We start from the raw sequence: 25,724 nt of genomic DNA on the forward strand, positions 1-25,724 counted from the left end.
CTGTAGAAAACGGGCAGCGACCTGCCCACGATGACGCGCTTAGTGTAGCGTAGGTTTTTGCACTTCCGGTGCGGTCGGCGTGCGTGGCCGGGTGAAGGTGTCATGGCACAGCAGCGCGGCAACGCGCACGTACTCAATCACCTCTTCCAGCGACTGTTCGAGCTCTTCCTGATCTTCATCTTCATCGTAGCCAAGTTGCGCAATGGTGCGCAGATCGTCAATCGCTTCGCCGGTCTCACCGGTCACTTTGTCCAGCTTCGGCTGCGTCACGCCCAGGCCCAGCAGGAAGTGATTGACCCAGCCGGCCAGCGCGTCAGCACGATCGAACACCGTGATGTCCTCCTCATCCGGCAGCATCAGCTGGAACAGGAATCCCTCTTCGTCCAGCGTGTTGGCCAGGTTTTCATGCAGCGCCTGCAGCGACTGCGACAGGCTTTGCGAGAACGCCATGCCCTCGTTAGTCAGGTCGTGCACCAGGGTTTTCCAGCTGCTGTCCTGATTGCCGCCGCACAGAATGCCACACAGCAGTCCGTGCATCTCGGCGGGCGTCATGCCTACGCCCTGCTGGGAAAGTGCCGCGGCCAGCGCGTTGTAAGTGGGTGTTGCGTTCTGTAAAGACATAAGCTTTGGTCGTCGTTGGCAGAATAAGTTCGTGTTATGCTACCACCAGGTGCCTCAGGGTTTCCAGAAAAGGGGTTGTAACTTATCACGCGGGTCTATATAGTTGCGCACCTCCCAACCCATTGACAGGTAAGGGAGATGCGAACGAAGTAATCAGTCAGGATGGTGGCATGTCTGCACAACCGGTAGATATTCAGATTTTTGGTCGTTCATTGAGAGTGAATTGTCCGCCTGAACAGCAAGATGCGCTGAATCTGGCCGCAGAGGATCTCAATCAACGGTTGCAAGATTTAAAAGTTCGCACTAGAGTCACAAATACAGAGCAGCTGGTGTTCATCGCCGCGTTAAACATTTGCCACGAGCTGGCACAAGAGAAAGGTAAAACGCGCGATTACGCAGCCAATATGGAACAACGCATCCGTATGCTGCAGCAGACCATTGAGCAGGCATTAGTTGAGCAAGGTCGCATAACTGAACGTCAGGGTCCTAAATTCGAATAACACTTCATGGTACTCGTGTTAGAGTAACGGTGAAGTCAATTTTCTCTGAGATGTTTGCAAGCGGGCCAGTCCCCTGAGCCGATATTTCATACCAACAGAGTGTGACGCTCTGTAACCTGTGAGCATGCTCGGTCCGTCCGAGAAGCCTGATGGTTACGACGGCATACTCACCTTGAACCAAGGGTTCAAGGGTTACAGCCTGCGGCGGCATCTCGGAGATCTCCTCTTAGTTCCACCCTGTTATTCCCGGTGTGATAATGTGGCTATCAACAGCCTTATCAGCCGGGGACATCATGCCAGCACTCTCTCTTCTCGACCGTCAGGATATTCGTCAGCATGTGCGCCATCTGCGCCGCAATCTTACGCCTAAGCAACAGGTTGAGGCCGCCGATCTGCTGGCTGAACATGCCATCAATTTTGCCCCGCTGGCCAGCGCACAACGCATCGCGCTGTTTCTCTCCGTTGACGGCGAAATCAATACCCGACCGCTGATTGCCAAACTGTGGCAGCAAAAGAAGCAGGTCTTTCTGCCGGTGCTGCATCCGTTTGCGCCCGGTCACCTGCTTTTTTTGCGCTACACGCCAGAAACCCCGCTGCGACCTAACAAGCTGCGCATCCCTGAGCCGCCGCTGGATATTACGCAGCTGGCCACACTCGATCAGCTGGATGTGATGCTGGTACCGCTGGTGGCGTTTGACGCGCAGGGACAACGCTTAGGCATGGGTGGGGGTTTTTACGATCGCACGCTACAGCACTGGCAGCAGCATGGCTTTTTACCGCTGGGTATTGCGCACGACTGCCAGCGCGTGGATGCGCTGCCGGTGGCGGCCTGGGATGTGCCATTGCCGGCGATTCTGACGCCGTCAAAGCTGTGGCAGTGGGAAACGCTGGCGGGATAAAGACAGGGCGCCCAGCGGCGCCCTGCACTGTCAGTACAGCAGACGGGCGCGCATGGTGCCCGGAATCGCCTTCATCAGCTGCAGCGCTTTCTCCGCCACATCCTCTTCGGCATCAATATCGATAACCACATAACCCATCACTGGCGAGGTTTGCAGATACTGAGCGGCAATGTTGATGCCCTGCTCGGCAAAGATCTGGTTGATGGCGGTCAGCACGCCTGGACGGTTTTCATGGATGTGCAGCAGGCGGCTGGCGCTGGCGGCGTGCATCGGCAGCGAGACTTCCGGGAAGTTTACTGCGGAGAGTGTCGAGCCGTTGTCAGAGTACTTGGCCAGCTTGCCAGACACTTCCAGACCGATGTTCTCCTGCGCTTCCTGCGTTGATCCGCCGATGTGCGGCGTCAGGATCACGTTGTCGAATTCGCACAACGGCGAGTTGAACGGATCGCTATTGGTTGCAGGTTCAACCGGGAATACGTCGATGGCCGCACCGGCGAGGTGCTTGCTGGCCAGCGCATTACACAGCGCCGGGATGTCGATCACGGTGCCGCGCGCGGCGTTGATCAACAGCGCGCCGGGCTTCATCAGCGCCAGCTCTTCGCTGCCAATCATGTTCTGCGTGGACGGCGTTTCCGGCACGTGCAGGCTGACCACATCACTCATGTTCAGCAGGTCAGAGAGATGGCGCACCTGGGTGGCATTGCCCAGCGGCAGCTTGTTTTCGATATCGTAGAAAAATACGTGCATGCCGAGGCTTTCCGCCAGCACGCCGAGCTGCATCCCGATATGGCCGTAGCCAATGATCCCCAGCTTCTTACCACGCGCTTCGTACGAGCCGGTGGCGATTTTATTCCAGATGCCGCGGTGGGCTTTGGCGTTGGCTTCCGGAATGCCGCGCAGCATCAGCAGCATTTCGCCGATCACCAGTTCCGCGACCGAACGGGTATTGGAGAACGGGGCGTTGAACACCGGCACGCCGCGTTTCGCTGCCGCGCTGAGGTCAACCTGGTTAGTACCAATACAGAAGCAGCCCACCGCCACCAGCTTTTCAGCCGCCTCGAAGATCTCTTCAGTCAGTTGGGTACGGGAACGGATACCAATGAAGTGGGCATCGCGGATGGAGGACTTCAGCGTCTCAGCATCCAGTGCGCCTTTGTGGAACTCGATGTTGGTGTAACCTGCGGCGCGCAGATTATCCAGCGCACTCTGGTGAACGCCTTCCACCAGCAGGAACTTAATCTTGTCTTTTTCCAGTGATACCTTTGCCATTTCCCGACCCTATTCAGAATTCAACGAGGACTACCATAAGGTAGCCTTCTGTCAAAATATCAAAATTTTCCGGCGCGGCAATACAAACGATTGCCTGCACGCCAGCACGCGCCCACGTGCAGACAACACAAATCCACACAAAATCGTGAGATGACGAGAGCGCAAAGTACGAACCTGCTGTTGATGAATTATTTGTGACATAAGTCACCAAATTTCACTGCAGCAAGAAAAGATGTTTTGCGGATGGAAATAACCGGCGCTGGCGGCGCGCCGGTGAGATCAATTGGTGATGGTTTTCACGCCGTCCGGCGTGCCAATCAGCGCAATATCCGCTCCGCGTGCGGCAAACAGCCCCACGGTGACGACGCCCGGCAGCGCATTAATGGTTTTTTCCAGCGCAATCGGGTCAAGGATGCGCAGATTATGTACGTCGAGAATAATGTTGCCGTTATCCGTAACCACGTGCTGACGATACTCCGGCAGGCCGCCCAGCTTCACCAGCTCCCGCGCCACATAAGCGCGCGCCATCGGAATCACCTCCACCGGAAGCGGGAAGTTGCCCAGCACATCGACCTGCTTGGACGCATCAGCGATGCAGATAAATTTCTGCGCCACCGCCGCGACAATTTTCTCGCGCGTCAGCGCTGCACCGCCGCCCTTGATCATCTGCATCTGTGGATTGATCTCATCAGCCCCGTCGACATACACCGACAGCGCATCCACGTTGTTGAGATCGAATACCGGAATGCCCAGCGATTTAAGCTTTTCGGTTGAGGCTTCCGAACTGGAAACCGCGCCCTCGATCTGATTCCTGATGGTACCAAGCGCGTCAATAAAGTGCGCCGCCGTTGAACCGGTGCCTACGCCAACAATGGTGCCTGGCTGCACATACTGCAGCGCTGCCCAACCTACCGCTTTTTTCAGTTCATCCTGGGTCATGGTATGTTTAAAACCTGTGCGACATCGAAGTGCGCGTAGTATAAAGCAAGGCGCTGTCAAAAAGCGCGGCTGACCGACGTTGGATGTAAGCCTTTGGAAGCCAGCCCGCAAAAACGCGTCGGCCGCACAGCTTCGCCGTTTTATGGCATAGTAGTTTCCACCCTGAACGAGAGAGAACAACAATGAAACGCCCGGATTATCGAACGCTTCAGGCGCTGGATGCTGTGATTCGCGAACGCGGCTTTGAGCGTGCCGCCCAGAAGCTGTGCATCACGCAGTCTGCGGTGTCGCAGCGCATTAAACAGCTGGAAAATTTATTTGGTCAGCCGCTGCTGGTGCGTACCGTGCCGCCGCGCCCGACCGAGCAGGGACAAAAATTGCTGGCGCTGCTGCATCAGGTGGAGCTGCTGGAAGAGGAGTGGCTGGGCGATGATAACGGTGGCACCACGCCGCTGCTGCTGTCGCTGGCGGTGAACGCCGACAGTCTTGCTACCTGGCTGCTGCCGGCGCTGAAAGATGTGCTGGCCGACTCACCGGTGCGCCTGAATCTGCAGGTGGAAGATGAAACCCGCACGCAGGAGCGTTTACGGCGCGGTGAAGTGGTCGGCGCGGTGAGTATCCAGCCGCAGCCGTTGCCAAGTTGCCTGGTGGATCAGCTGGGCGCGCTGGACTATCTGTTCTGCGCCTCGCCGGAGTTTGCCGCGCGCTATTTCCCCAATGGCGTGACGCGCTCGGCGCTGCTGAAAGCCCCGGCGGTGGCGTTTGATCACCTCGACGATATGCATCAGGCCTTTTTGCAGCAGAACTTTGATTTATCGCCGGGCAGCGTGCCGTGCCACATCGTGAACTCGTCAGAGGCTTTTGTGCAGCTGGCGCGACAGGGATCGGTGTGCTGTATGATTCCGCACCTGCAGATTGAGCGCGAGCTGGCGCAGGGAGAGCTGGTTGATTTGACACCGGGTCTGTATCAGCGCCGGATGCTGTACTGGCACCGTTTCGCGCCGGAAAGCCGTCTGATGCGCAGCGTGACCGATGCGCTGATTGCCCACGGCCACCGCGTATTGCGCCAGGATGAAGTTGCGGCCTAGCGCCGTTCAGATTAGCGCACAACAGTCGTAGCGGCGCGATTCATCGCGCGTTTTAACAGCGGTTCTGCTGCTGGAAAGCGCGATGAATCGCGCCGCTACAATTTTACAGGCTAACTTACTGCGCCGTATTCGGTTTGATTTCGAATACCACATCCACCTGATCGTCAAAATGGATGCTCTGCTGCTCGTAGGTCTGCTGCGCGGTGGTGTCCGCTGCGGCACCGGCCGCTTTGTACATGCGCGCCATCGGCATCGGCTGGTAGTTAGCCACGTGATAACGAATGCTGTACACCGGGCCCAGTCTGGCATTGAAGCCTTCCGCCAGGGCGCTCGCCTGCTGTGTGGCATTGGCAATCGCCGCTTTACGCGCCTGATCTTTGTAGCTGTCCGCATTAGCCACGCCCAGCTCAACAGAACGAATCTCATTCAGGCCCGACTTCAGCGCGCCGTCCAGCAGCTCATTCAGCTTGTCCAGCTGCCGCAGCGTGACTTCCACCTGACGCACCGCACGGTAGCCTTTCAGCACCGATTTACCCTCTTTGGTGTAGTCATACTCCGGCTGGGTGCTGAGATTAGCCGCATCAATATCTTTCTTCTCGATGCCGTTCTTTTGCAGGAAATCAAAATATTGCGCCACGCGGTCGTCAGCCTGTTTTTTTGCATCCGCCGCGTCTTTCGACGAAACATTCACCACGATGGAGAGCGTAGCCATATCCGGACGGGCATCCACGCTGGCCTGTCCTGATGTCACCACGTGCGGTCCGTTCGGCACTTCTCCCGCCTGGACCAGACCGGACAGTGCGCCCGTGCTCATTACGGCGGCCAGCGCCAGTGCTTTCAGTTTCACGAAAGTCCTCCTTGAAGGGTTCAATTTGCAGGTCGCCACTATGGCGAAACCCAAAACACATTACTATGCGTGATGGTCTGAGTTTGAAATTAGCAAAAAGTTCGGCTTTGCTCAGGTTTAACGTATCCGCGATCGCAAATTTATCGCTACAGATTCGCTGAAAAGCGCCGCCTGCGTTTCTATTAAAGAAACACTTCTGCCCCTCGGGAGAGTTGTATTATGACAGAACAGCCACTTAGCCAAAGCGCGGTCAGCGTGCGAGCCGGACGCACACGCTTTATGATGCTGGCCCTGGTGTTTATCAACATCATCATTAACTACATGGATCGCACCAACCTGTCGGTGGCCGCCACACAAATGGCCGGTGAACTGCGCTTCACGCCGCTGGAGATGGGGCTGATCTTCTCGGCGTTCGGCTGGATCTATGCGGCGCTGCAGATTCCCGGTGGATTCCTGATCGATCGTCTCGGCGCGCGGCTGGTATACGGCGCGGGGCTGTTTGCCTGGTCGCTAATCACCGCGCTGCACGCTTTTGCCAGCAGCTTTGGCGCGCTGTTCGGTCTGCGCCTCGGCGTCGGCGCCTTCGAGGCACCGGTGATGCCGGCTAACAATCGGGTGATTTCCAGCTGGTTCCCCGAGCAGGAGCGTGCCAGTGCAATTGGCATCTACTCGTCCGCACAGTTTGTTGGCCTCGCCTGTATGACGCCGCTGCTGTTTCACGTGCAGGCTGCGTTTGGCTGGCGCGGGCTGTTTCTGATTACCGGCGTGGCGGGCATGATTTGGGCGCTGGTGTGGTATCTGCTGTATCGCGAGCCGAACCAGCACAAAGGCGTATCAGAGGCTGAACTTAACTATCTGCGTGACAACGGCGCACTGCTGGAAAATCGCCAGGGCAGCCAGCCGCCGCGTGCACGCTGGGCCGATCTGGCGCAGATGTTTCGCAGCCGCAAGCTGGTCGGCATCTATATTGGCCAGTTCACCATCTCTGCCACCTTCTGGTTTTTCCTCACCTGGTTTCCTACCTATCTGGTGGAGTATCGCCACATGGACTTTATCAAGAGCGGCTATGTGGCGTCGATGCCCTACTTCGCGGCGTTTTGTGGTGTGCTGCTGGCTGGCTTTGCCTCAGACCGCATGATCCGGCGCGGCGTGTCAGCCAGCGTGGCGCGCAAGCTGCCGGTGATCCTCGGCTTGTTCCTCACGCTGTTCATTCTGGGTGCTAACTACACCGAAGATTCGCGGCTGATCATCCTGTTTATGTCGCTGGCGTTTTTTGGTAATGGCCTGGCGACCATCACCTGGGTGTTTGTTACCGCGCTGGCGCCGCGCCATCTGATCGGTCTGGCCGGCGGCGTGTTTAACTTTACCGGCGCGCTGTCATCCATCGTGGTGCCGATCGCCATCGGTGCTTTGATTGACGGCAGCAACTTCGCGCCGGCGCTGGCCTTTATCGCCGTGCTGGCCGCTATTGGCATCTGCAGCTATCTGTTTGTAGTAGGAAAAATTGACCATGTCAGCGCGCGCTGATGAGCCGTTTCGCCAGCGCGTGCAGCTGTTGCAGACGCTGCGCCAGCTGGGCCTCATCGGCCTGCCAGATTTTGGCGAAGGCCAGCGCCGCGCGGTTGTTATTGATCGGCTGCGCCATACTGATTTCGCCGTCCTCGCGATGCCACACCAGATAATCCCCGGTGCGTTTGCGCGCCAGCAGCGGCGCAATCTGCGCCCACTGTTCGTCACTGAAGCGTGGCCGCAGCACCTCGTCACTCTCCGCCGCCAGCAGCGCGACGCCAATCACCGACTGCCACGCGGGCAGCATGCGGAATCCGGCCAGCGCCTGGCTGGTACTGGTACGCTCGCCGGGCTCCGAGTGCCAGATGTAGATGACCTGGTCCTCCCACAGCACGCCAAGCGCCACCACGATATCGCGCGGCGCGTGCGCCTCCAGCTGCGGCAGTGCCGAAGCAAACAGCGACGATCCACGAATGGCCTGCGCCGCCAGCGCATGAATGCCCGGGCCTGGCAGATAGCGCCGGTGTTCATCCTGAATCGTCAGGCCGATGGACGCCATGGTCATCAGCAGACGGTTTACCCGCGTGCTGTTCATCCCCATCTGGCGCGCCAGTTCACGGCCGCCGACCGCTTTGTCACTGGAGACCAGATATTGCAGGCAGCGAATTCCGTCAATCAGGCTCTGGTTGGGTTGCGAAGACATAAATCACCTTGTGACGGTAAAAATTCAATCTTAGCAGCCTTCAGGCGGGAGTAACCTCATGATGCAAACTTTCTCTTCTCAGGCCACGCGTGCCTTTCCGTTGCAGTCGTTACACGCCGATGTGCTGGTCGCCGGTGGCGGTCTGGCGGGCGTGTGCGCCGCGCTGGCTGCGGCACGCGCGGGCCAGCAGGTGGTGCTGATTCAGGATCGCCCGGTGCTCGGCGGCAACGCCTCCAGCGAAGTGCGGCTGTGGGCCAACGGCGCGACGTCGCATATGGGTAATAACAACCGCTGGGCGCGTGAAGGCGGCATCATGGGCGAGATCATGGAGGAGAACCTGTGGCGCAACAAAGAGGGCAACCCGGTACTGTTCGACATGGTGCTGCTGGACATCGTGCAGGCGCAGCCGCGTCTGACGCTGCTGCTCAATACCATAGTCAGCGACATCGAAAAATCCGCGCAGCGCCTGCAGGCGGTTCAGGCTTTCAACGCCATCAATCAGACCCGCTATCGCGTGACGGCCGACCAGTTTATTGATGCCAGCGGCGACGGCGTGCTCGGCTATCTGGCCGGGGCAGCGCACCGTGTGGGCGCAGAATCACCGCAGGAGTTTGGCGAAAAAATGGCGCCGGGCGAGCAGTTTGGCCACAAGCTCGGCCACTCGATCTATTTTTATACCAAACGCAGCGCGCAGCCGGTGCGCTTTGTACCGCCCTCCTTTGCGCTGAAAGAGATCACCGCCATTCCGCGCTATAAACGCCTGAGCTCCGATCTCAACGGCTGCGATCTGTGGTGGCTTGAGTGGGGCGGCCGGCTGGATACCGTGCATGAAAGCGAAACCATCAAGTGGGAGCTGTGGAAGATTGTCTGGGGCGTGTGGGATTACATCAAAAACTCCGGCGAGTTTGCCGATGCCGACACGCTGACCATTGAATGGGTTGGGCTGATTCCCGGCAAGCGCGAGAGCCGACGCTTTCTCGGCGATACTCTGCTGTGTCAGCAGGATATCATCGCGCAGCGCGACCACTACGATGCGGTGGCCTACGGCGGCTGGTCGATTGATCTGCATCCGGCCGACGGCGTGTACAGCGCTCACGATGGCTGCCGCCAGTTCCACAGCAAAGGCACTTACACCATTCCGTTTCGGGCGCTGTACAGCCAGTCGCTGGATAATCTGCTGCTGACCGGTCGGCTTATCTCTGCCACGCACGTTGCCTTTGGCAGCGCGCGCGTGATGTGCACCTGTGGCGTGCTGGGCGAAGTGGTGGGCCGCGCGGCGGCGCTGTGTCAGCAGCACAACCAGACACCGCGTCAGCTGGCGCAGCCGGAGCATATTGGTCAGCTGCAGCAACAGCTGCTGCGCCACGGCGCGTTCATTCCGCGTCAGCAGCTGGCGCATCCGGCCGGTGCCGCTCAGGTCAGCGTCAGCAGTACCTTCGCGCTGCACGCCCTGCCCGCGGATGGCGGCTGGCACGCCCTCACCTCACGCTGCGCCCTGCTGCTGCCGCTTAAAGCCGGAGAACGCCTGCCAGCGCTGACGGTGCGGCTGCGAGCGTCATCCGCGCAGACGCTGCAGGTTTCACTGGTGACCAGCGACAATCCGGCCAACACCTGCGGCGATCGGCTGCTGGCCACACACAGCCTGCAGATTAGCGGTGAAGAGGCGTATTCGCTGCCGTTTGACTACCGTGCGGAGTGCGATCGTTACCTGTTTATCGCCTTCGAGGAAAATCCGGCGGTTGAAGTGGCGCTCACCCGTCAGCGCCTGCCGGGCATTATGATGGTATTCAACAGCCTCAATCCGCGCGTCGCGAAACGCACCCGGCAGATAAACGACGGCGATTACGGCGTGGATGAGTTTGATTTCTGGCTACCGCGCCGCGCGCCCAATCAGATCCTGATCGCGTTTAGTCTGGCGACGCCGCTGCGGCTGTGGCACTGCGACTATTTGCTCAACGGTAAACTGCGGCCGGAAAGTCACACCAACGGCTGGCTGCCGGCAGCGGACGATCGCCAGCCGTGGGTGTGCTGGCAGTGGCCGGATGCGCAGCGCGCCAGCCAGATTACGTTGCTGTTCGATAACGATTTCGATCATGCGATGGAAACGGTGCAGATGGGCCATGCGCAGGCGCTAACGCCGCACTGCACTACCCACTATCGCCTGTGGCTGGATGACACGCTGCTGGCCGAGGTCAGCGATAATCATCACTCGCTGTGCCATCATGCGCTGCCCCCGGATACCGCGTTCCGCCAGATTCGGCTGGAGCTGCTGGCCAGCGCAGGCGCCCTGCCCGCGCTTTACGGCCTGCATGTGCATCACCAGCCGGCGATGCCCTGACGCGCCAGCTGCACGGCGATAAACCACATCACGCCGCCCACCAGCAGATTAATGATGCGCTGCGCCCGTACGGTGCGCAGGCGCGGCGACAGCCAGGCGGCCAGCAGCGCCAGACCGAAAAACCACAGCAGCGAGGCGCTGGCGGTGCCGAAAGCAAACCAGCGGCGCGCCTCCGCCGACGGCAGCTGACTGCCGAGGCTGCCGAGCACCACGAAAGTGTCGAGATAGACATGCGGATTGAGCCAGGTCACCGCCAGCATAGTGGCGACAATGCGCCAGCGCCCCTGCTTCAGCGCCGCCTCTGACGCCAGCGTGACATCGCCCTGCCAGGCACTGCGCAGCGCGCCCCAGCCATACCACAGCAGAAACGCCACGCCAGCCCAGGTGATCAGCATCAGCAGAACCGGCGACTGCTGCAACAGCGCGCTGCCGCCAAATATTCCGCCACAGATCAGCGCAATATCGCTCAGTGTGCACAACGACGCGGTCATCAAATGGTAGTGGCGCTTAATGCCCTGGTTCAGGACGAAGGCGTTCTGCGGGCCTAACGGCAGGATCAGCGCAGCACCAAGGGCAAGCCCTTGTAAGTAAACAGATAACACAGAAGAGTTCCTGATAAAGTAGTGTTGCTGTGCAGTATAGTGAGGCGTGGATATTAGCGGAAATGGAAAGAATTAATCGGTCATTAGCGTAACTGATAAAACAAGGGCACCCGCCGGTGCCCTGATAACTTACTCGCTGCGCGCAGGCTGCTGCGCCTCGCTCTGCACCTGATGCAGGTGCACGTCCATCTGCGGATAAGGAATACCGATACCGTGCGCATCCAGGGTGCGCTTGAAGTTCTTCATCAGATCCCAGTAGACGTTTTGCAGATCACCGCTTTTGCTCCAGCAGCGCACCACAAAGTTCAGCGACGAAGCCGCCAGTTCGTTCAGGCCAATCTGGATACCCAGATCTTTCAGCACGCGCTCGTCCGCTTCCACCACTTCACGCAGCAGATCGATCACCTGATCGACATCCGCATCGTAGGCGACGCCAATAATGAACTCGTTGCGGCGGATAGGTTCGCGCGAAAAGTTGACGATGTTGCCGGCGATGATTTTGCCGTTTGGCACCACCACGATTTTGCCGTCAGCGGTTTTCAGCGTGGTCGAGAAGATCTGTACATTCTGTACGGTCCCCATCACGCCACCGAGATCGACGAACTCACCGGTGCGGAATGGACGGAAGGTCACCAGCAGTACGCCTGCCGCCAGGTTGGAGAGCGACCCCTGCAGTGCCAGACCGACGGCCAGACCGGCAGCACCGAGCACGGCGATCACCGAGGCAGTCTGCACGCCGACGCGACCCAGCGCGGCAATAATCGTGAAGGCAATGATACCGTAGCGCACCAGCGCCGAGAGGAAATCAGCCACGGTGGCATCAATATGACGCGCGACCAGCAGGCGATTGACGCCGTTCGATACCACGCGCGCGATAATCATCCCGACAATAATGATGGCGATAGCCGCCACGATGTTCACCGCATAGCTGAGGATCAGCGCCTGGTTGCGCACCAGCCAGCCACCTGCATTGTTAATGCCGTCAACGACGTTAAGATCTTCCATTTGTTAGCCCTGTTGTTGAGTTTCCCGCAGGAAAGTACAAAAACTGCCAGATTCAATCCGACACTCCCGAGTACAAGGGTAAACAATAATGGGGCGAAGCGCCAAAAATGTGCTGTATAAACCGGGATTTCCAGACGGGACGCATAAAAAAAGGCCCTTTCGGGCCTTTTTGTACGGTAAGCAAAAATTACAGTACGTCGACAGCGTTCAGCTCTTTGAAAGCCTGCTCTAAGCGCACAACCATGGAAGATTGTGCCGCACGCAGCCAGACGCGTGGGTCGTAGTATTTTTTGTTCGGGCTGTCAGCGCCGTTCGGGTTGCCAAGCTGACCCTGCAGGTACGCTTCGTTGGTTTTGTAGTACTGCAGGATGCCGTCCCAGGTTGCCCACTGGGTATCGGTATCGATGTTCATCTTGATCACGCCGTAGCTGATAGACTCTTCGATTTCTGCAGCAGAAGAACCGGAACCGCCGTGGAACACGAAGTCCAGCGCGTTGTGCGGCAGGCCGTGTTTCTCTGAAACGTATTTCTGCGAATCACGCAGAATGGTTGGGGTCAGTTTCACGTTGCCTGGCTTGTACACGCCGTGCACGTTACCGAAGGACGCAGCGATGGTGAAACGCGGGCTGATTTTGCTCAGCTCGGTGTAAGCGTAATCTACGTCTTCTGGCTGAGTGTACAGTGCAGAAGCGTCCATGTGGCTGTTGTCCACGCCATCTTCTTCACCACCGGTGCAGCCCAGTTCGATTTCCAGCGTCATATCCAGTTTCGCCATGCGCGCCAGATATTTAGAAGAAATCTCGATGTTCTCTTCCAGTGACTCTTCAGACAGGTCGATCATGTGTGAAGAGAACAGAGGCTTACCGGTTTTCTTGAAGTGCTCTTCGCCAGCATCCAGCAGGCCGTCGATCCACGGCAGCAGTTTCTTCGCACAGTGGTCGGTGTGCAGGATTACTGGCACGCCGTACTGTTCAGCCATCAGATGCACATGGTGTGCACCAGCGATTGCGCCGAAAATCGCAGCGCCCTGTGGTTTGTCGGTTTTGAAACCTTTACCGGCGATGAAGGCAGCACCACCGTTGGAGAACTGAACGATGACCGGCGCTTTAACTTTAGCCGCAGCTTCCAGTACCGCGTTGATGGAATCCGTGCCGACGCAGTTAACGGCTGGCAGAGCGAATTTGTTTTCTTTCGCTACTTTGAAGATTTTCTGAACGTCATCACCAGTGACAACGCCGGGTTTTACGAAATCAAAAATTTTAGACATGGTTGTGTCCTGTTTCGTTTATCGTCCACTCCCCAACGGGAATGCGATCTGTTCGCCCACAGCGGGCAAGCCTTCAGACAGCGCAGAAGCGCTGCCCCCAAATATTACTGCTTCGCGCGCTCTTCCAGCATGGCTACTGCCGGCAGTTTTTTGCCTTCCACGAACTCGAGGAACGCACCGCCACCGGTAGAGATGTAGGAGATTTTGTCCTCGATACCGAACAGGTCGATAGCCGCCAGGGTATCACCGCCGCCGGCAACAGAGAACGCGTCGCTGTCTGCGATAGCGTTGGCAACGATTTCGGTGCCCTTACGGAAGTTCGGGAACTCAAACACGCCAACCGGACCGTTCCACAGAATGGTTTTTGCGTCTTTCAGCAGCTTCGCCATGTTCTGTGCGGTTTCGTCACCGAAGTCCATAATTTCTTCGTTATCTGCTACTTCGGAAACCTTTTTCACGGTTGCCGGGGCAGTTTCGGAGAATTCCGTGCCGACGCGTGAATCGGTAGGTACCGGAATGCCGTACTGGTCGCGCAGGCCTTTAGCGGCCTCAACGAAGTCTGGCTCGTACAGCGATTTGCCGACGTTGTTGTCGATCGCCACGAAGGTGTTAGCGATACCGCCACCGACAATCACGGTGTCAGCGATTTTCACCAGCGACTGCAGCACGTCGAATTTGGTCGACACTTTAGAACCACCCACCACGGCGACCAGTGGACGCTGTGGATTGCTCATCACTTTGCCCAGCGCTTCCAGTTCGGCAGACAGCAGCGGACCGGCACAGGCGATAGGAGCGAATTTGCCCACGCCGTGAGTGGACGCCTGCGCGCGGTGCGCGGTGCCGAATGCATCCATGACGAACACGTCACACAGCGCGGCATATTTCTTCGACAGGGTTTCGTCGTCTTTTTTCTCGCCTTTGTTGAAGCGAACGTTTTCCAGCACCACCAGTTCACCCGCGCCCACTTCAACGCCGTCGAGGTAGTCTTTCGCCAGGGTCACGTTAGTGCCGTTCAGTTTTTCTTTCAGGTAGTTAACAACCGGCAGGAGCGAGAACTCTTCGTTGTATTCACCTTCGGTCGGGCGCCCCAGGTGAGAGGTAACCATCACTTTCGCGCCCTGTTTCAACGCCGCTTCGATGGTAGGCAGAGAAGCACGAATACGTGCATCTGACGTCACTTTCCCTTCTTTCACTGGTACGTTGAGATCGGCACGGATCAGAACGCGTTTACCAGCAAGATCCAGATCGGTCATCTTAATTACAGACATGGTGAACCCTCTCGTTGATTCTCATAAGTTTTGCCAGACGCAGTCCGCGTCTTACCTGAAACCGCTTGCGGCCATTGCTAACGTGGTGTCGATCATGCGGTTAGCAAAGCCCCATTCGTTGTCACACCAGACCAGGGTTTTGATCAGGTGGTGACCGCTGACCCGCGTTTGCGTGCCGTCCACTATGGCACTGTGCGGATCGTGGTTAAAATCTACTGAGACTAACGGTAATTCCGTATAGTCAACTATACCACGAAATGCCCCCTCTGACGCGTTTTGCAGCAACGCGTTGACCTCACACGCCTTCACCGCCTGGCGCACCGAAACGCTCAGATCAATGGCGGTCACGTTGATCGTCGGCACGCGCACCGCGATAGCCTCGAAGCGATCGTTAAATTTCGGAAAAATACGGGTAATGCCAGCGGCAAGACGCGTATCGACCGGGATGATCGACTGACTGGCGGCACGGGTACGGCGCAGGTCGCTGTGATACGCGTCAATCACCTGCTGATCGTGCATCGCCGAGTGGATGGTGGTCACGGTGCCCGACTCAATGCCAAAGGCGTCATCCAGCAGCTTGATCACCGGAATAATGCAGTTGGTGGTGCAGGATGCGTTGGAGACAATGCGGTCAGTTTGTTTAAGAGCCTGTTCGTTAACGCCGAACACTACGGTGGCATCCAAATCGTTGCCGCCGGGATGCGAGAACAACACTTTCTTCGCGCCAGCCTGCAGATGCGCTTCACCATCGTCGCGGCAGCCGTACACGCCGGTGCAGTCCAGCACGATATCAACATTCAGCTCGCGCCACGGCAGCGCGGCAATCTCAGCCTGATGCAGGATACGGATGGTATCTTCGCCAACCCACAGCTGATCGCGCTCCTGGCGTACGTCAAAGGCAAAGCGGCCGTGGCTGGTGTCGTACTTCAGCAGATGCGCCATGCCAGCCGCTTCCGCCAGTTCGTTAATCGCCACTACGGTGATTTCCGCCCGGCGACCGGTTTCATACAGCGCACGCAACACGTTGCGCCCGATACGACCAAAACCATTTATTGCGATACGAATGGTCATCTCACTTCCTGCAGCCACACCTGAAAAAACGTGCCAAATACCTTGAGCGTTTCGCTGCGTTTTGTACAGGGAATTCTTGCCCGGTTACGGTTGCTGACGGAGAGCACACGGCTGCAACTGAAACGGTTCAGCGAGAATAAAGCATGGAAGGAATAACAGGAATGATTGCGATCAACTGTGCTGCTGATTATTGGATCTGCGTCACAAATTCAGGCAATGGCGATTATTACTGCAGGAATAATTGAACCGTTTCAGGTTCAGGCGATAACAGGACCGCCGATCTGCACATCGGTGTCGCGGCGCAATTTATTGCGCGTGGTAAAGCATGAGGATGGCAGCAGAAATGCGCGATGAATCGCGCCGCTACAACGCGCAGCGGCGCGACGGATTACGCGAAATTACAGAATCGATTTCGCGGTTTTCACCACGTTGGCCACAGTGAAGCCGAACTCTTCGAACAGCTTCTCAGCTGGCGCTGACTCACCGAAGGTGGTCATGCCAACGATGGCACCGTGCAGGCCGGTGTATTTGAACCAGTAATCCGCAATACCGGCTTCGATAGCAACGCGTGCGCCAACCGCTTTCGGCAGCACCGACTCACGATAAGCCGCATCCTGCTTATCAAACGCATCGGTAGACGGCATGGACACCACGCGCACCTTACGACCTTCCGCGCTCAGCTGCTCGTAAGCGCCGACCGCCAGCTCAACTTCAGAACCGGTCGCAATCAGAATCAGCTCCGGCGTGCCGTCGCAATCTTTCAGCACGTAACCACCGCGCGCCACGTTAGCCAGCTGCTCAGCGCTACGATCCTGCTGCGCCAGGTTCTGACGCGAGAAGATCAGGGCTGATGGGCCGTCAACGCGCTCGATAGCGTATTTCCATGCCACCGCAGACTCTACCTGGTCACACGGACGCCACAGGCTCATATTCGGGGTGGTGCGCAGGCTGGCCATCTGCTCAACCGGCTGGTGCGTCGGGCCATCTTCACCCAGACCGATAGAGTCGTGGGTATAAACCATCACCTGACGGATTTTCATCAGCGCCGCCATGCGTGCCGCGTTACGCGCGTACTCGACGAACATCAGGAAGGTTGCAGTGTACGGCAGGAAGCCACCGTGCAGCGCAATACCGTTGGCGATGGCAGTCATACCAAACTCACGCACGCCGTAATGAATGTAGTTGCCTGCGGCATCTTCATTGATCGGCTTCGAGCCGGACCACATGGTCAGGTTGCTTGGCGCCAGGTCAGCCGAGCCGCCCAGATATTCCGGCAGCAGCTTACCGAAGGCTTCGATGGCATTCTGCGATGCTTTACGGCTGGCGATTTTTGCCGGATTAGCCTGCAGCTGCTCGATGAACTTCTGCGATTCCGCCTGCCAGTTAGCAGGCAGCTCGTTGTTCACGCGGCGTTTGAACTCTGTGGCCAGTTCCGGATGCGCAGCGGCGTAAGCAGCAAACTTCTCGTCCCAGGCTTTCTCTTTCGCCTGGCCGGCTTCTTTGGCATCCCACTGTGCGTAGATTTCAGAAGGAATTTCAAATGGCGCGTAGTTCCAGCCCAGCTGTTTGCGGGTCAGTGCGATTTCGTCGTCACCCAGCGGGGCACCGTGCGAATCGTGCGTACCGGCTTTGTTCGGGGAACCGAAACCGATGATGGTTTTGCACATCAGCAGCGATGGCTTGTCGGTGACCGCTTTGGCTTCTTCTACCGCTTTTTTGATCGCGTCGGCGTCGTGACCGTCCACGCCACGCACCACGTGCCAGCCGTACGCTTCGAAGCGTTTGGCGGTGTCGTCGGTGAACCAGCCATCCACGTGGCCGTCGATAGAAATGCCGTTGTCGTCATAGAACGCCACCAGCTTGCCGAGCTTCAGGTTACCGGCGATGGAGCACACTTCGTGTGAGATACCTTCCATCATGCAGCCGTCGCCCATGAACACGTAAGTGTGATGGTCTACGATGTCATGACCCGGACGGTTGAACTGCGCCGCCAGCGTGCGCTCAGCAATGGCGAAGCCCACGGCGTTCGCGATGCCCTGACCCAGTGGGCCGGTAGTGGTTTCTACGCCTGCGGTGTAGCCGTATTCCGGGTGGCCTGGGGTTTTAGAGTGCAGCTGACGAAAGTTCTGCAGCTCGCTCATCGGCAGGTCATAGCCGGTGAGGTGCAGCAGGCTGTAAATCAGCATCGAGCCGTGGCCGTTGGACAGCACGAAACGGTCGCGATCTGCCCACAGCGGGTTAGTTGGATTGTGGTTCAGGAAATCACGCCACAGCACTTCAGCGATATCGGCCATGCCCATTGGGGCACCCGGATGTCCCGATTTCGCTTTCTGTACTGCATCCATACTTAACGCGCGAATGGCGTTGGCAAGCTCTTTACGAGAGGGCATCTTCTACTCCAGGTCGGATTAATGCTCCGCCACGCTTAACTGATTGTAATTAATGAGTTATAAGGCGAAGCGAGAAAAAAGTCGCACATCAATGTACATGAAAATCGGGGCAAAAGTACATGTATCAGGATGCTAAATCTGCGGTTCAGGGTTGCATTTCGGGGCCTGTCTGCTAGCCAATCCGCCCCTGGCACGCTATAACCAATGCGTTTAAACACCTGCGTGGTTTTTCAGGTGTTTGTTTTCTCTACTTGTTACTCAAAGGATGCTGATATGAAAATTCGCGCCATGGTTGTCGCGCTGGGAATGGTTTCGCTGCTGAGCGGCTGCGAAGGAATGGATAATAACGCACTGTTGCAGTCTGGCGCGCAGGCGTTTCAGGCTTACTCACTGAATGACGCCCAGGTTAAAGAGCTGAGCGATCAATCATGTGCTCAGATGGATAAAGAGAACCAGCTGGCGCCGGCCAACAGCAGCTATCAGCAGCGGCTGAACAAAATCGCCGCCGCGCTGGGCGATAACATCAACGGCGTACCGGCCAACTACAAGGTGTATCTGACCAAAGACGTCAACGCCTGGGCGATGGCCAATGGCTGTATCCGCGTTTATAGCGGTCTGATGGATATGATGAGCGACAACGAAGTGGAAGGCGTGCTCGGCCATGAAATGGGCCACGTCGCGCTCGGCCATACGCGCAAAGCGATGCAGGTAGCTTTCGCTACCACGGCGGCACGCAATGCTGCAGCGTCGGTGGGCGGCGTGATTGGTTCGCTGTCGCAGTCACAGCTGGGCGAGATGGGCGAGAAGCTGGTTAACGCGCAGTTCTCACAGACCCAGGAGTCGCAGGCGGATGACTATTCGTACGATCTGCTGAAGAAGCGCGGCATTAATCCGCTTGGTCTGGCGACCAGCTTTGAGAAGCTGGCGAAGCTGGATCAGGGCCGCCAGAGCTCAATGTTTGACTCGCATCCGGATTCTGAGTCGCGCGCGCAGCATATTCGCGACCGCATCGCGGCGGATGGTAAGTAGTCGCCGGTCTTCCCCTCACCCCAGCCCTCTCCCGCACGCGGGAGAGGGAGTAGTCCGTGCTGTTCTCACCGCCGGCTCGATCGGTTCCCTCTCCTGGGGGAGAGGGGGCAGTCCGTGCTGTTCTCACCGCCCGCTCGATCGGTTCCCTCTCCTGAGGGAGAGGGTCAGGGTGAGGGCAGCCGTCCGCATCGCGGCGGATGGTAAGCAGTCGCCGGTCTTCCCCTCACCCCAGCCCTCTCCCGCTCGCGGGAGAGGGAGCAGTCCGTGCTGTTTTCACTGCCGGCTCGATCGGCTCCCTCTCCCGCACGCGGGAGAGGGGGCAGTCCGTGCTGTTCTCACCGCCCGCTCGATCGGTTCCCTCTCCTGGGGGAGAGGGTCAGGGTGAGGGCAGCCGTCCGCACCGCCGCTTAGCCTTTATTAGCGGCCTGCACGTGCAGCATATCCAGCGCCAGCGTCGCAGCGGCCAGTGAGGTCAGGTCGGCGTGATCGTAGCCCGGTGCCACTTCCACCAGATCCATCCCCACAATGTTCATACCCTGCAGGCCGCGAATCAGCTTGGTGGCTTTATCGCTGGTCAGGCCGCCAATCACTGGCGTACCGGTGCCTGGTGCATGCGCCGGATCGAGGCAGTCGATATCAAACGTCAGGTACACCGGCAGATCGCCCACGGTGCGCTTCACTTCGGCCAGAATATCGTCCACGCTGCGGTCATTAACCTGCGCGGCGTCCAGCACGTTGAAGCCCAGGCTCTTATCGAACTCGGTACGGATACCAATCTGCACCGAATGCTGCGGATCGATCAGCCCTTCCTGCGGCGCAGTGTAGAACATAGTGCCGTGGTCAAAAGTCGGGCCGTTGGAGTAGGTATCGGTATGCGCATCGAAGTGCACCAGCGCCATCTTGCCGAAGTGTTTGGCGTGCGCGCGCAGCAGCGGCAGTGTGACATAGTGATCACCGCCAAAAGTCAGCATGCGCTTACCGTTCGCCAGCAGCTTCTCCGCGTGCGCCTGCAGCTTGTCGGACAGATCCTGTGAATCGCCGAAGGCGTACACCAGATCGCCGCAGTCCACCACGTTGAGGCGCTGACGCAGATCGAAATCCCACGGCCAGCGGCAGCCTTCCCACGCCAGATTAGTGGAGATCTGACGGATCGCGCCCGGCCCTAAGCGGCTGCCCGGCCGGCCTGACGTCGCGGCATCAAACGGCACACCGGTAATCACCCACTCGGCGTCGCTGTCGTAAGGCTGGAAGTTCAGCGGAAAGCGCATGAAACCGAAGGCGTTAGAAACCAGGGAGTTGTCGTACTGATTGCCCAGCGTGTTGTACATAACGAGTCCTCTTAAATCCTTAAATCGGTTAGCCAGTTAAGGTATAGATGAAAAAAATCCCCTCCGCGTCGTTAGGCCCGACGAGGAAGGGATTGATGGGCGTGATTATCGCCGAGTTTGCCGCGCATCGCAATTAGCGCTCGCGCATCGCCTCTTTGGCCTTGTTAAACGGTTTGACCAGATAATCCATGATGCTCTTCTCGCCGGTTTTGATATCCACGGTGGACACCATGCCCGGGCTGATGGCAAAGCGCCGGCCAGCCTTGTTCTGCACATAGTCGTTATCAGTACGAATAAACACGCGGTAGTAGTAAATCTCCGGTTTAACTTCGTCCTGGATGGTATCCGGCGAAATGCTTTCCACCACGCCGTTCAGGCCGCCGTAGATGGCGTAATCGTAAGCGGAGATTTTTACCACCGCGCGCTGGCCGGGATGGATAAAAGCAATATCGCGCGGCGACAGGCGCGCTTCAATCAGCAGCCGATCGTTCATCGGTACGATGTTCATCAACTCACCGTTGGGCGGAATCACCCCGCCCACCGTCGAGACTTTGATGTTTTTCACGATGCCGCGCATCGGCGCGCGGATGGTCAGACGCGTTACGGTATCTTCGCGTCCTTTAATCACCTGTGCCAGGCTGTCGGCTTCGGCGCTGGCCTTCGCCAGCTCTTCGCGCGCCTGCACATAATACTGCGAGCGCATATCGGTAAGTTTCAGCTCCAGGTCGGACTTATCGCGCTGTAAGCGCAGCACTTCCACGCTGCTGGCGGCACCGGTTTTCGCCAGCCGCTGGGTGATCGCCAGTTCGCGATTAGCCAGCGCCAGCGACTCCTTAAACTGCCGGGTTGCATCATTAAGCTGGGCGCGTTTGGTGTTATACAGCCGGGTTTCCGCCGCGATAAGATCCGGGTAGCCCTTCAGCTCGGCGGGAAACGTGAGCGGATCATCGTTTACCTCCGCACGCAGGCGCGAGGCCGCTGCCAGTGCGGCCCGGTAGCGCGCCGCGCTCTCGCCGACGCTGGACTGCGAGCGCGTGGCATCCAGTTTCGCCACGATCTGCCCGGCCTGCACGCGATCGCCCTCATGCACATACAGTTCCGTGAGAATGCCGCCTTCCAGCGACTGCAGCACCTGCTCGCGCGAACTGGGGATCACCTTCCCGGTGCCGGTTGAGACCTCATCCAGCATGCCAAACCACGCCCACACCAGCGCCACCACGATCAGCGCGGTGCTGATAACGATCAGCCGCACTGCGCCGGTGTAGTGGCTTTCCGATTTCAGTTCACCGAGCAGATCGTCGGACGAATCCACTTCCGCGGCGGTCACCAGCCGCAGTTTTGCCGGCAATTGTTTCATCATGCCTGTCCCTCCCCCGCCGCTCCGCTGGCGCGCGGTGCCGGCAGCGCGTTCTCTTTCGGGCTGTCCATTACCAGCTGCCCCTCTTTCAGCACCAGTATGCGATCCACCAGCGACAGAATCGCCGCGCGGTGCGTCGCCACGATCAGCGTGCGGCCATTCAGCCAGGCGCCCAGCCGCTCAATAAAATCCTTCTCGGTATGATCGTCGAGCGAAGCGGTCGGCTCATCCAGCAGCACGATATTAGGATCGCGCAGCAGCATGCGCGCCAGCAGCAGCGACTGACGCTGACCGCCGGACAGCCCGACGCCGCCCTCCATGACCGGATGATCGAGCCCGAGCGGCAGACGGCGAATAAAATCGGCCCCGCCACTGACCGTCAGCGCGGCAAAAATCGCTTCGTCGGTGGCGTGCGCCGCGCCCATGGTGAGGTTTTCCCGCAGCGTACCGTGGAACAGCCGCGCGTTCTGCGTCAGCAGCCCGACGTTGCGCCGCACGTCCGCGACATCAATATGCGGCAGGCTGAGGTTGTCCAGCCGCAGCTCGCCGCCCACCAGATCCATGCCGCCGGCCATCGCCTGCAGCAGCGTGGATTTGCCAGAGCCGTTGCGCCCCAGCACGGCGATGCGCTCACCCGGCTTGATGGTCAGCGTCTTGATGCGCAACGCCACCGTCAGCGAATCGCTGTAGTAGCGGAACATGGCATCGGTGAACTGATAGTGGCCAAACAGCACCGGACAGTGAATGCGCGTTTCGTCTTTACTGTTCTCCACCGGCAGATTCATCAGCGCATCGAGGCTGCTCTTCGCCGCTTTTACCTGCTGCCAGCGCGCCAGCACGCCACACAGCGTCGCCATCGGCGCAATCATGCGCGAAGACAGCAGCGACGCGGCGACAATCGCCCCGGTGGTGATATCGCCGTTGATCACCATCGGCGCCCCGACCACGATCACGCTGGCGTACACCAGTCCCTGAATGGTGACGCCCCAGCTGATCAGCGCATGCATCACTTTGCGCATCTCGACGCCCGACTGCGCGGTGATGCGGATATAGCTGTTCCACTGCTGCAGAAAGCGATCCTCCGCCTGCATCAGCTTAATATCTTCCAGCCCCTGCACGCTCTCCACCAGCACCGCGTTGCGCAGCGTCGACTCTTTCAGATTTTGCTGCGCCAGCTTTGCCAGTTTTTTCTGGCTCAGCACGCCGGGCAGGATCATCAGCAGCACCGCCACCGGCGCGATCCACGCCAGCTGCGGCGCGATGATCGCCATCACCAGCATAAACAGCAGGAAGAATGGCATATCGACGATCGCCGTCACCGTGGTCGACGTCACCATTTCGCGCACCGCTTCCAGCTCGCGCAGCTGCGAGATAAAGGTGCCGGTCGATCGCGGTACCGCGCTGTTACGCAGCCGCAGCGCGTGGCCGAACACACGGTCGGAGACGCGCATATCGGCGCGCTTGCCGAGCAGATCGGTGACGTGATCGCGACCGACGCGCAGAATATAGGTGAACACCACCGAGAGAATCACCCCGATATACAGCACGTACAGCGTGGGGTACGACTGCGCCGGGATCACCCGATCGTACACCTGCATCGAGAAGATGATGCCGACCAGCGCCAGCAGATTGATCAGGAACGATCCCAGCATCACGTAGCCGTAAGGACGCATGTCGTGCAGCACCAGACGGCGCAGCCAGTCGGGCCTGACCGTGGCGAGATAGCGATCGACACGGCTATCTTTGGCGGCCGTCACCGGACGCAGCGCCGCGGCGTAACGGATCTGCGGCAGCAGCGTGTTCAGCACGATCGGCGCCGGTTGTTCATCGCCGGCCAGGTGCACGCGCACCGTGTCATCGCCATCAAAGCTGGTGATGACGCCGACCTGGCCGTCGCTCAGTTCCACCGCCAGCGGCAAGCGCCAGCTGCTGATCTCCCACTGATGCTCTTCATACAGCTGCAGCGACAGTCCGGCCTGACGCGCCAGATGGCGCAGCGCTTTATCACGTGACTGTTTGCCCTGCCATTCGCTGGCAGCCATGATCATGCCCGGCGAGCACGGCAGGCGATAATGGGTCGCGATGAGAATAATGGCGGTGGCCCAGCCGTGTAGCGGCACCTCGCCACCGGCGGCGCTGGCGGGATTGCCATTGGGTGCGTCCGGAATCTGTAATTGCGTCATGGCTGGATCTCCACGGACTGGATGCGCTGGTTATTCAGCGCAAACGCTGACCGCATCTGCCCGGTGCTGTATAAGCAGTCGAGCTGCAGTGAACGTAACTGACTGATGGTTTGCTGCATGGCGAAGCGCGTCTGAAACACTTCCTGTTCGGCGTTGAGCACGTCCAGCAGCGGACGGGTGCCGAGCTGCAGATACTGATCCTGATATAGCTGCTGCGTCTTCTCGCCCAGCGTCTGCTGACGCGACATGATCGCCAGGCTCTGCGACAGGCTCAGCGCTTCGGTTTGCGATTCGCTGAGCTGCTGCTGCGCTTTGAGGCGCGCCGAGTTCACCGCCGCATTGGCCGCCTGCAGCGCGCTGGCCGCCGCATCGCGCGCCGCGGTAATGCCGCCGCCCTGATACAGCGGCATCTCAACTTTGACGAACGCGGAATACTGGGTGCGGTCGAGCGTTTCGCTGCCGGAGTAGTGATTGTTGAGGTAATGCGTGACCTGCGGTTCCAGCGAAATGGTAGGTAAATTCTGCGCGTTGGCGTTATCCAGTTTAGCCTGCGCCTGCCGCGCCTGCGCCCACGCCGCCAGCACCGCCGGATTGGATTTGTCGTCGGCTTTGCCCACCGCGCAGGCGCGCGTCAGGCTGGGCGGAAACGCATCGCTGACCTTCTTCACCAGTGGCCAGCCGAGATAGCTGGCCAGCGTGGCACGCCAGCGGTTGAGGCTGGCCTGATACTGGGTCAGCGTGGTGCGCGCCCCTTCGATACGCGCGTCGGTCTGGGTGGCGTCCGAGAGCGATGCCGCCCCCTCTTCATTGCGCTGACGCGCCAGATCGCCAATCTTACTCAGCGCTGTCAGCTGATCCTGGGCGATCTTCACCAGCTGCTGATAGCCCTGCACCTGCACCAGCGCGGCGGCGGTGTCGTGCGCGACGGTATCGATACTCACCAGCACGCTGGCCTGCTCCTGCGCCACCCCGGCTTCGGCGGAGCGCACCGAACTGCTGACTTTGCCGAAGTCATACAGCATCTGTGATACCGACAGCACAAATGACGGGCTGAAGCCCTTTTCGCTGTAGGCGTTGCTGTAGCCGTTGTTCATGCCGGCACTGATTTGCGGATAGTATTTGGCCTGCGCCACATCGACCTGGCTGGCCTGCTCCAGCATTTTGCCAATCGCCTGTGCGATGTCCGGATGCCACTGGATGGCGCGCTGTACGGCCTGGTTAAGGGTTAAGGTATCCGGCACGTTAGCCAGCGCGGGTTCGGCCACCTGACCGGTTAAGGAGGGAAGATCCTGCTGCTGCGCCAGACCGGCTGAGGTTATGCGCCCCGCCTGCGTCACGGCATCACTGGCAGCCATAAGATGAGAACTGTGAAAAAACACAATGCCAGCACACAGGGCGCTGAGCTTACAGGTACGGCGAGTTGTTGCGCCTGATTGCATCAGATCCATCGATTGTTCACCAGTAAAAGAGAGAAAGGGGCACCTCCCTGTGCCCGTTATGCTTCCCTGCGT

At 58.7% G+C, this 25,724-nt stretch carries 21 protein-coding genes and 1 other RNA gene; 7 read left to right on the plus strand and 15 right to left on the minus strand.

Annotated elements, in window-relative coordinates:
* Nucleotides 1-39: 39 nt before the first annotated feature.
* Nucleotides 40-621: a YecA family protein gene (locus F3J36_RS21055; protein ID WP_166720509.1), complete on the minus strand. Its 582-nt coding sequence runs from the start codon at nucleotides 619-621 to the stop codon at nucleotides 40-42.
* A gap of 170 nt (nucleotides 622-791) precedes the next feature.
* Between F3J36_RS21055 and zapA the strand changes: the two genes are divergently transcribed.
* The 3 genes from zapA (at nucleotide 792) to F3J36_RS21070 (ending at nucleotide 2,020) form a co-directional block, all read left to right on the plus strand.
* The gene (zapA, locus tag F3J36_RS21060; RefSeq protein ID WP_021506660.1) at nucleotides 792-1,121 is read left to right on the plus strand and encodes a cell division protein ZapA; all 330 of its coding nucleotides are present in this window, start codon (nucleotides 792-794) and stop codon (nucleotides 1,119-1,121) included.
* 39 nt (nucleotides 1,122-1,160) lie between these two features.
* Nucleotides 1,161-1,344: non-coding RNA, 6S RNA (ssrS, locus tag F3J36_RS21065), on the plus strand.
* A gap of 70 nt (nucleotides 1,345-1,414) precedes the next feature.
* Nucleotides 1,415-2,020 (plus strand): 5-formyltetrahydrofolate cyclo-ligase, encoded by a 606-nt coding sequence (locus tag F3J36_RS21070; RefSeq protein WP_166720510.1) that lies wholly within the window; start codon nucleotides 1,415-1,417, stop codon nucleotides 2,018-2,020.
* Nucleotides 2,021-2,050: 30 nt separating this feature from the next.
* Here the strand turns inward: F3J36_RS21070 and serA are convergent, their stop codons facing one another.
* On the minus strand, nucleotides 2,051-3,289 hold the full coding sequence (serA, locus tag F3J36_RS21075) for a phosphoglycerate dehydrogenase (protein ID WP_166720511.1): 1,239 nt from the start codon (nucleotides 3,287-3,289) through the stop codon (nucleotides 2,051-2,053).
* Nucleotides 3,290-3,568: 279 nt separating this feature from the next.
* Nucleotides 3,569-4,228: a ribose-5-phosphate isomerase RpiA gene (gene rpiA, locus F3J36_RS21080; protein ID WP_058771548.1), complete on the minus strand. Its 660-nt coding sequence runs from the start codon at nucleotides 4,226-4,228 to the stop codon at nucleotides 3,569-3,571.
* A gap of 182 nt (nucleotides 4,229-4,410) precedes the next feature.
* On the opposite strand from rpiA, the gene F3J36_RS21085 reads away from it, so the two are divergent.
* Entirely contained in the window at nucleotides 4,411-5,316 is a 906-nt protein-coding gene (locus F3J36_RS21085) for a LysR family transcriptional regulator ArgP (RefSeq protein ID WP_021506656.1), read from the plus strand.
* A 115-nt stretch (nucleotides 5,317-5,431) separates the two neighbouring features.
* Here the strand turns inward: F3J36_RS21085 and F3J36_RS21090 are convergent, their stop codons facing one another.
* Nucleotides 5,432-6,163, minus strand: a complete 732-nt coding sequence (locus tag F3J36_RS21090) for an oxidative stress defense protein (RefSeq protein ID WP_166720512.1) — start codon at nucleotides 6,161-6,163, stop codon at nucleotides 5,432-5,434.
* Between the two features lie 219 nt (nucleotides 6,164-6,382).
* Here F3J36_RS21090 and F3J36_RS21095 point away from each other — a divergent pair, with 219 nt between their 5' ends.
* Nucleotides 6,383-7,690, plus strand: coding sequence for an MFS transporter (locus tag F3J36_RS21095; RefSeq protein WP_166720513.1), 1,308 nt, complete (start codon nucleotides 6,383-6,385; stop codon nucleotides 7,688-7,690).
* On the opposite strand, the gene F3J36_RS21100 is transcribed toward F3J36_RS21095, so the two are convergent.
* Nucleotides 7,677-8,375, minus strand: a complete 699-nt coding sequence (locus tag F3J36_RS21100) for an IclR family transcriptional regulator (protein ID WP_021506653.1) — start codon at nucleotides 8,373-8,375, stop codon at nucleotides 7,677-7,679. The genes F3J36_RS21095 and F3J36_RS21100 overlap by 14 nt on opposite strands.
* Before the next feature lie 61 nt (nucleotides 8,376-8,436).
* Here F3J36_RS21100 and F3J36_RS21105 point away from each other — a divergent pair, with 61 nt between their 5' ends.
* Nucleotides 8,437-10,713, plus strand: coding sequence for an FAD-dependent oxidoreductase (locus F3J36_RS21105; protein WP_371742071.1), 2,277 nt, complete (start codon nucleotides 8,437-8,439; stop codon nucleotides 10,711-10,713).
* Here the strand turns inward: F3J36_RS21105 and argO are convergent.
* From argO to tkt, 6 genes are all read right to left on the minus strand, one after another.
* The gene (argO, locus tag F3J36_RS21110; protein ID WP_088517202.1) at nucleotides 10,692-11,315 is read right to left on the minus strand and encodes an arginine exporter ArgO; all 624 of its coding nucleotides are present in this window, start codon (nucleotides 11,313-11,315) and stop codon (nucleotides 10,692-10,694) included. The two genes, F3J36_RS21105 and argO, sit on opposite strands and share 22 nt — an antisense overlap.
* A 129-nt stretch (nucleotides 11,316-11,444) precedes the next feature.
* Nucleotides 11,445-12,320 (minus strand): small-conductance mechanosensitive channel MscS, encoded by an 876-nt coding sequence (gene mscS / locus F3J36_RS21115; protein ID WP_021506650.1) that lies wholly within the window; start codon nucleotides 12,318-12,320, stop codon nucleotides 11,445-11,447.
* Nucleotides 12,321-12,507: 187 nt separating this feature from the next.
* A complete protein-coding gene (gene fbaA / locus F3J36_RS21120; protein WP_058757103.1) occupies nucleotides 12,508-13,587 on the minus strand; it encodes a class II fructose-bisphosphate aldolase in 1,080 nt (359 codons plus the stop codon).
* Nucleotides 13,588-13,691: 104 nt separating this feature from the next.
* Entirely contained in the window at nucleotides 13,692-14,855 is a 1,164-nt protein-coding gene (gene pgk, locus F3J36_RS21125) for a phosphoglycerate kinase (RefSeq protein WP_021506648.1), read from the minus strand.
* A 51-nt stretch (nucleotides 14,856-14,906) separates the two neighbouring features.
* Nucleotides 14,907-15,926: an erythrose-4-phosphate dehydrogenase gene (gene epd / locus F3J36_RS21130; protein WP_166720515.1), complete on the minus strand. Its 1,020-nt coding sequence runs from the start codon at nucleotides 15,924-15,926 to the stop codon at nucleotides 14,907-14,909.
* 398 nt (nucleotides 15,927-16,324) lie between these two features.
* Entirely contained in the window at nucleotides 16,325-18,316 is a 1,992-nt protein-coding gene (tkt, locus tag F3J36_RS21135) for a transketolase (RefSeq protein WP_166720516.1), read from the minus strand.
* A 273-nt stretch (nucleotides 18,317-18,589) separates the two neighbouring features.
* On the opposite strand from tkt, the gene F3J36_RS21140 reads away from it, so the two are divergent.
* On the plus strand, nucleotides 18,590-19,345 hold the full coding sequence (locus F3J36_RS21140) for a M48 family metallopeptidase (protein ID WP_021506645.1): 756 nt from the start codon (nucleotides 18,590-18,592) through the stop codon (nucleotides 19,343-19,345).
* 407 nt (nucleotides 19,346-19,752) lie between these two features.
* Here F3J36_RS21140 and speB read toward each other — a convergent pair whose 3' ends face one another.
* From speB to F3J36_RS21160, 4 genes are all read right to left on the minus strand, one after another.
* Nucleotides 19,753-20,673 carry an agmatinase gene (gene speB, locus F3J36_RS21145; protein ID WP_021506644.1) on the minus strand — a complete coding sequence of 307 codons (921 nt, stop codon included), beginning with the start codon at nucleotides 20,671-20,673 and terminating at the stop codon, nucleotides 19,753-19,755.
* A gap of 133 nt (nucleotides 20,674-20,806) precedes the next feature.
* Nucleotides 20,807-22,030 carry an HlyD family type I secretion periplasmic adaptor subunit gene (locus F3J36_RS21150; RefSeq protein WP_369974314.1) on the minus strand — a complete coding sequence of 408 codons (1,224 nt, stop codon included), beginning with the start codon at nucleotides 22,028-22,030 and terminating at the stop codon, nucleotides 20,807-20,809.
* Nucleotides 22,030-24,213, minus strand: a complete 2,184-nt coding sequence (locus F3J36_RS21155; protein WP_166720517.1) for a type I secretion system permease/ATPase — start codon at nucleotides 24,211-24,213, stop codon at nucleotides 22,030-22,032. The genes F3J36_RS21150 and F3J36_RS21155 overlap by 1 nt, the downstream gene beginning before the upstream one ends.
* The gene (locus F3J36_RS21160) at nucleotides 24,210-25,661 is read right to left on the minus strand and encodes a TolC family outer membrane protein (RefSeq protein ID WP_031279469.1); all 1,452 of its coding nucleotides are present in this window, start codon (nucleotides 25,659-25,661) and stop codon (nucleotides 24,210-24,212) included. The genes F3J36_RS21155 and F3J36_RS21160 overlap by 4 nt, the downstream gene beginning before the upstream one ends.
* Nucleotides 25,662-25,724: the final 63 nt, after the last annotated feature.

The sequence above is a fragment of the Pantoea sp. Cy-640 genome (assembly GCF_011752635.1).
In the GTDB taxonomy this organism is placed as follows: Bacteria; Pseudomonadota; Gammaproteobacteria; order Enterobacterales; family Enterobacteriaceae; genus Pantoea; species Pantoea dispersa.

Excerpts from the sequence above, each read along its gene's own strand:
- F3J36_RS21095 (WP_166720513.1), top strand. The coding sequence starts at position 6,383 with ATGACAGAACAGCCACTTAGCCAAAGCGCGGTCAGCGTGCGAGCCGGA.
- F3J36_RS21100 (WP_021506653.1), bottom strand. The coding sequence starts at position 8,375 with ATGTCTTCGCAACCCAACCAGAGCCTGATTGACGGAATTCGCTGCCTG.
- pgk (WP_021506648.1), bottom strand. The coding sequence starts at position 14,855 with ATGTCTGTAATTAAGATGACCGATCTGGATCTTGCTGGTAAACGCGTT.
- F3J36_RS21160 (WP_031279469.1), bottom strand. The coding sequence starts at position 25,661 with ATGGATCTGATGCAATCAGGCGCAACAACTCGCCGTACCTGTAAGCTC.
- speB (WP_021506644.1), bottom strand. The coding sequence starts at position 20,673 with ATGTACAACACGCTGGGCAATCAGTACGACAACTCCCTGGTTTCTAAC.
- mscS (WP_021506650.1), bottom strand. The coding sequence starts at position 12,320 with ATGGAAGATCTTAACGTCGTTGACGGCATTAACAATGCAGGTGGCTGG.
- tkt (WP_166720516.1), bottom strand. The coding sequence starts at position 18,316 with ATGCCCTCTCGTAAAGAGCTTGCCAACGCCATTCGCGCGTTAAGTATG.
- rpiA (WP_058771548.1), bottom strand. The coding sequence starts at position 4,228 with ATGACCCAGGATGAACTGAAAAAAGCGGTAGGTTGGGCAGCGCTGCAG.
- F3J36_RS21055 (WP_166720509.1), bottom strand. The coding sequence starts at position 621 with ATGTCTTTACAGAACGCAACACCCACTTACAACGCGCTGGCCGCGGCA.
- serA (WP_166720511.1), bottom strand. The coding sequence starts at position 3,289 with ATGGCAAAGGTATCACTGGAAAAAGACAAGATTAAGTTCCTGCTGGTG.
- F3J36_RS21155 (WP_166720517.1), bottom strand. The coding sequence starts at position 24,213 with ATGACGCAATTACAGATTCCGGACGCACCCAATGGCAATCCCGCCAGC.
- F3J36_RS21140 (WP_021506645.1), top strand. The coding sequence starts at position 18,590 with ATGAAAATTCGCGCCATGGTTGTCGCGCTGGGAATGGTTTCGCTGCTG.
- F3J36_RS21150 (WP_369974314.1), bottom strand. The coding sequence starts at position 22,030 with ATGAAACAATTGCCGGCAAAACTGCGGCTGGTGACCGCCGCGGAAGTG.
- fbaA (WP_058757103.1), bottom strand. The coding sequence starts at position 13,587 with ATGTCTAAAATTTTTGATTTCGTAAAACCCGGCGTTGTCACTGGTGAT.
- F3J36_RS21105 (WP_371742071.1), top strand. The coding sequence starts at position 8,437 with ATGCAAACTTTCTCTTCTCAGGCCACGCGTGCCTTTCCGTTGCAGTCG.
- zapA (WP_021506660.1), top strand. The coding sequence starts at position 792 with ATGTCTGCACAACCGGTAGATATTCAGATTTTTGGTCGTTCATTGAGA.
- F3J36_RS21070 (WP_166720510.1), top strand. The coding sequence starts at position 1,415 with ATGCCAGCACTCTCTCTTCTCGACCGTCAGGATATTCGTCAGCATGTG.
- epd (WP_166720515.1), bottom strand. The coding sequence starts at position 15,926 with ATGACCATTCGTATCGCAATAAATGGTTTTGGTCGTATCGGGCGCAAC.
- F3J36_RS21085 (WP_021506656.1), top strand. The coding sequence starts at position 4,411 with ATGAAACGCCCGGATTATCGAACGCTTCAGGCGCTGGATGCTGTGATT.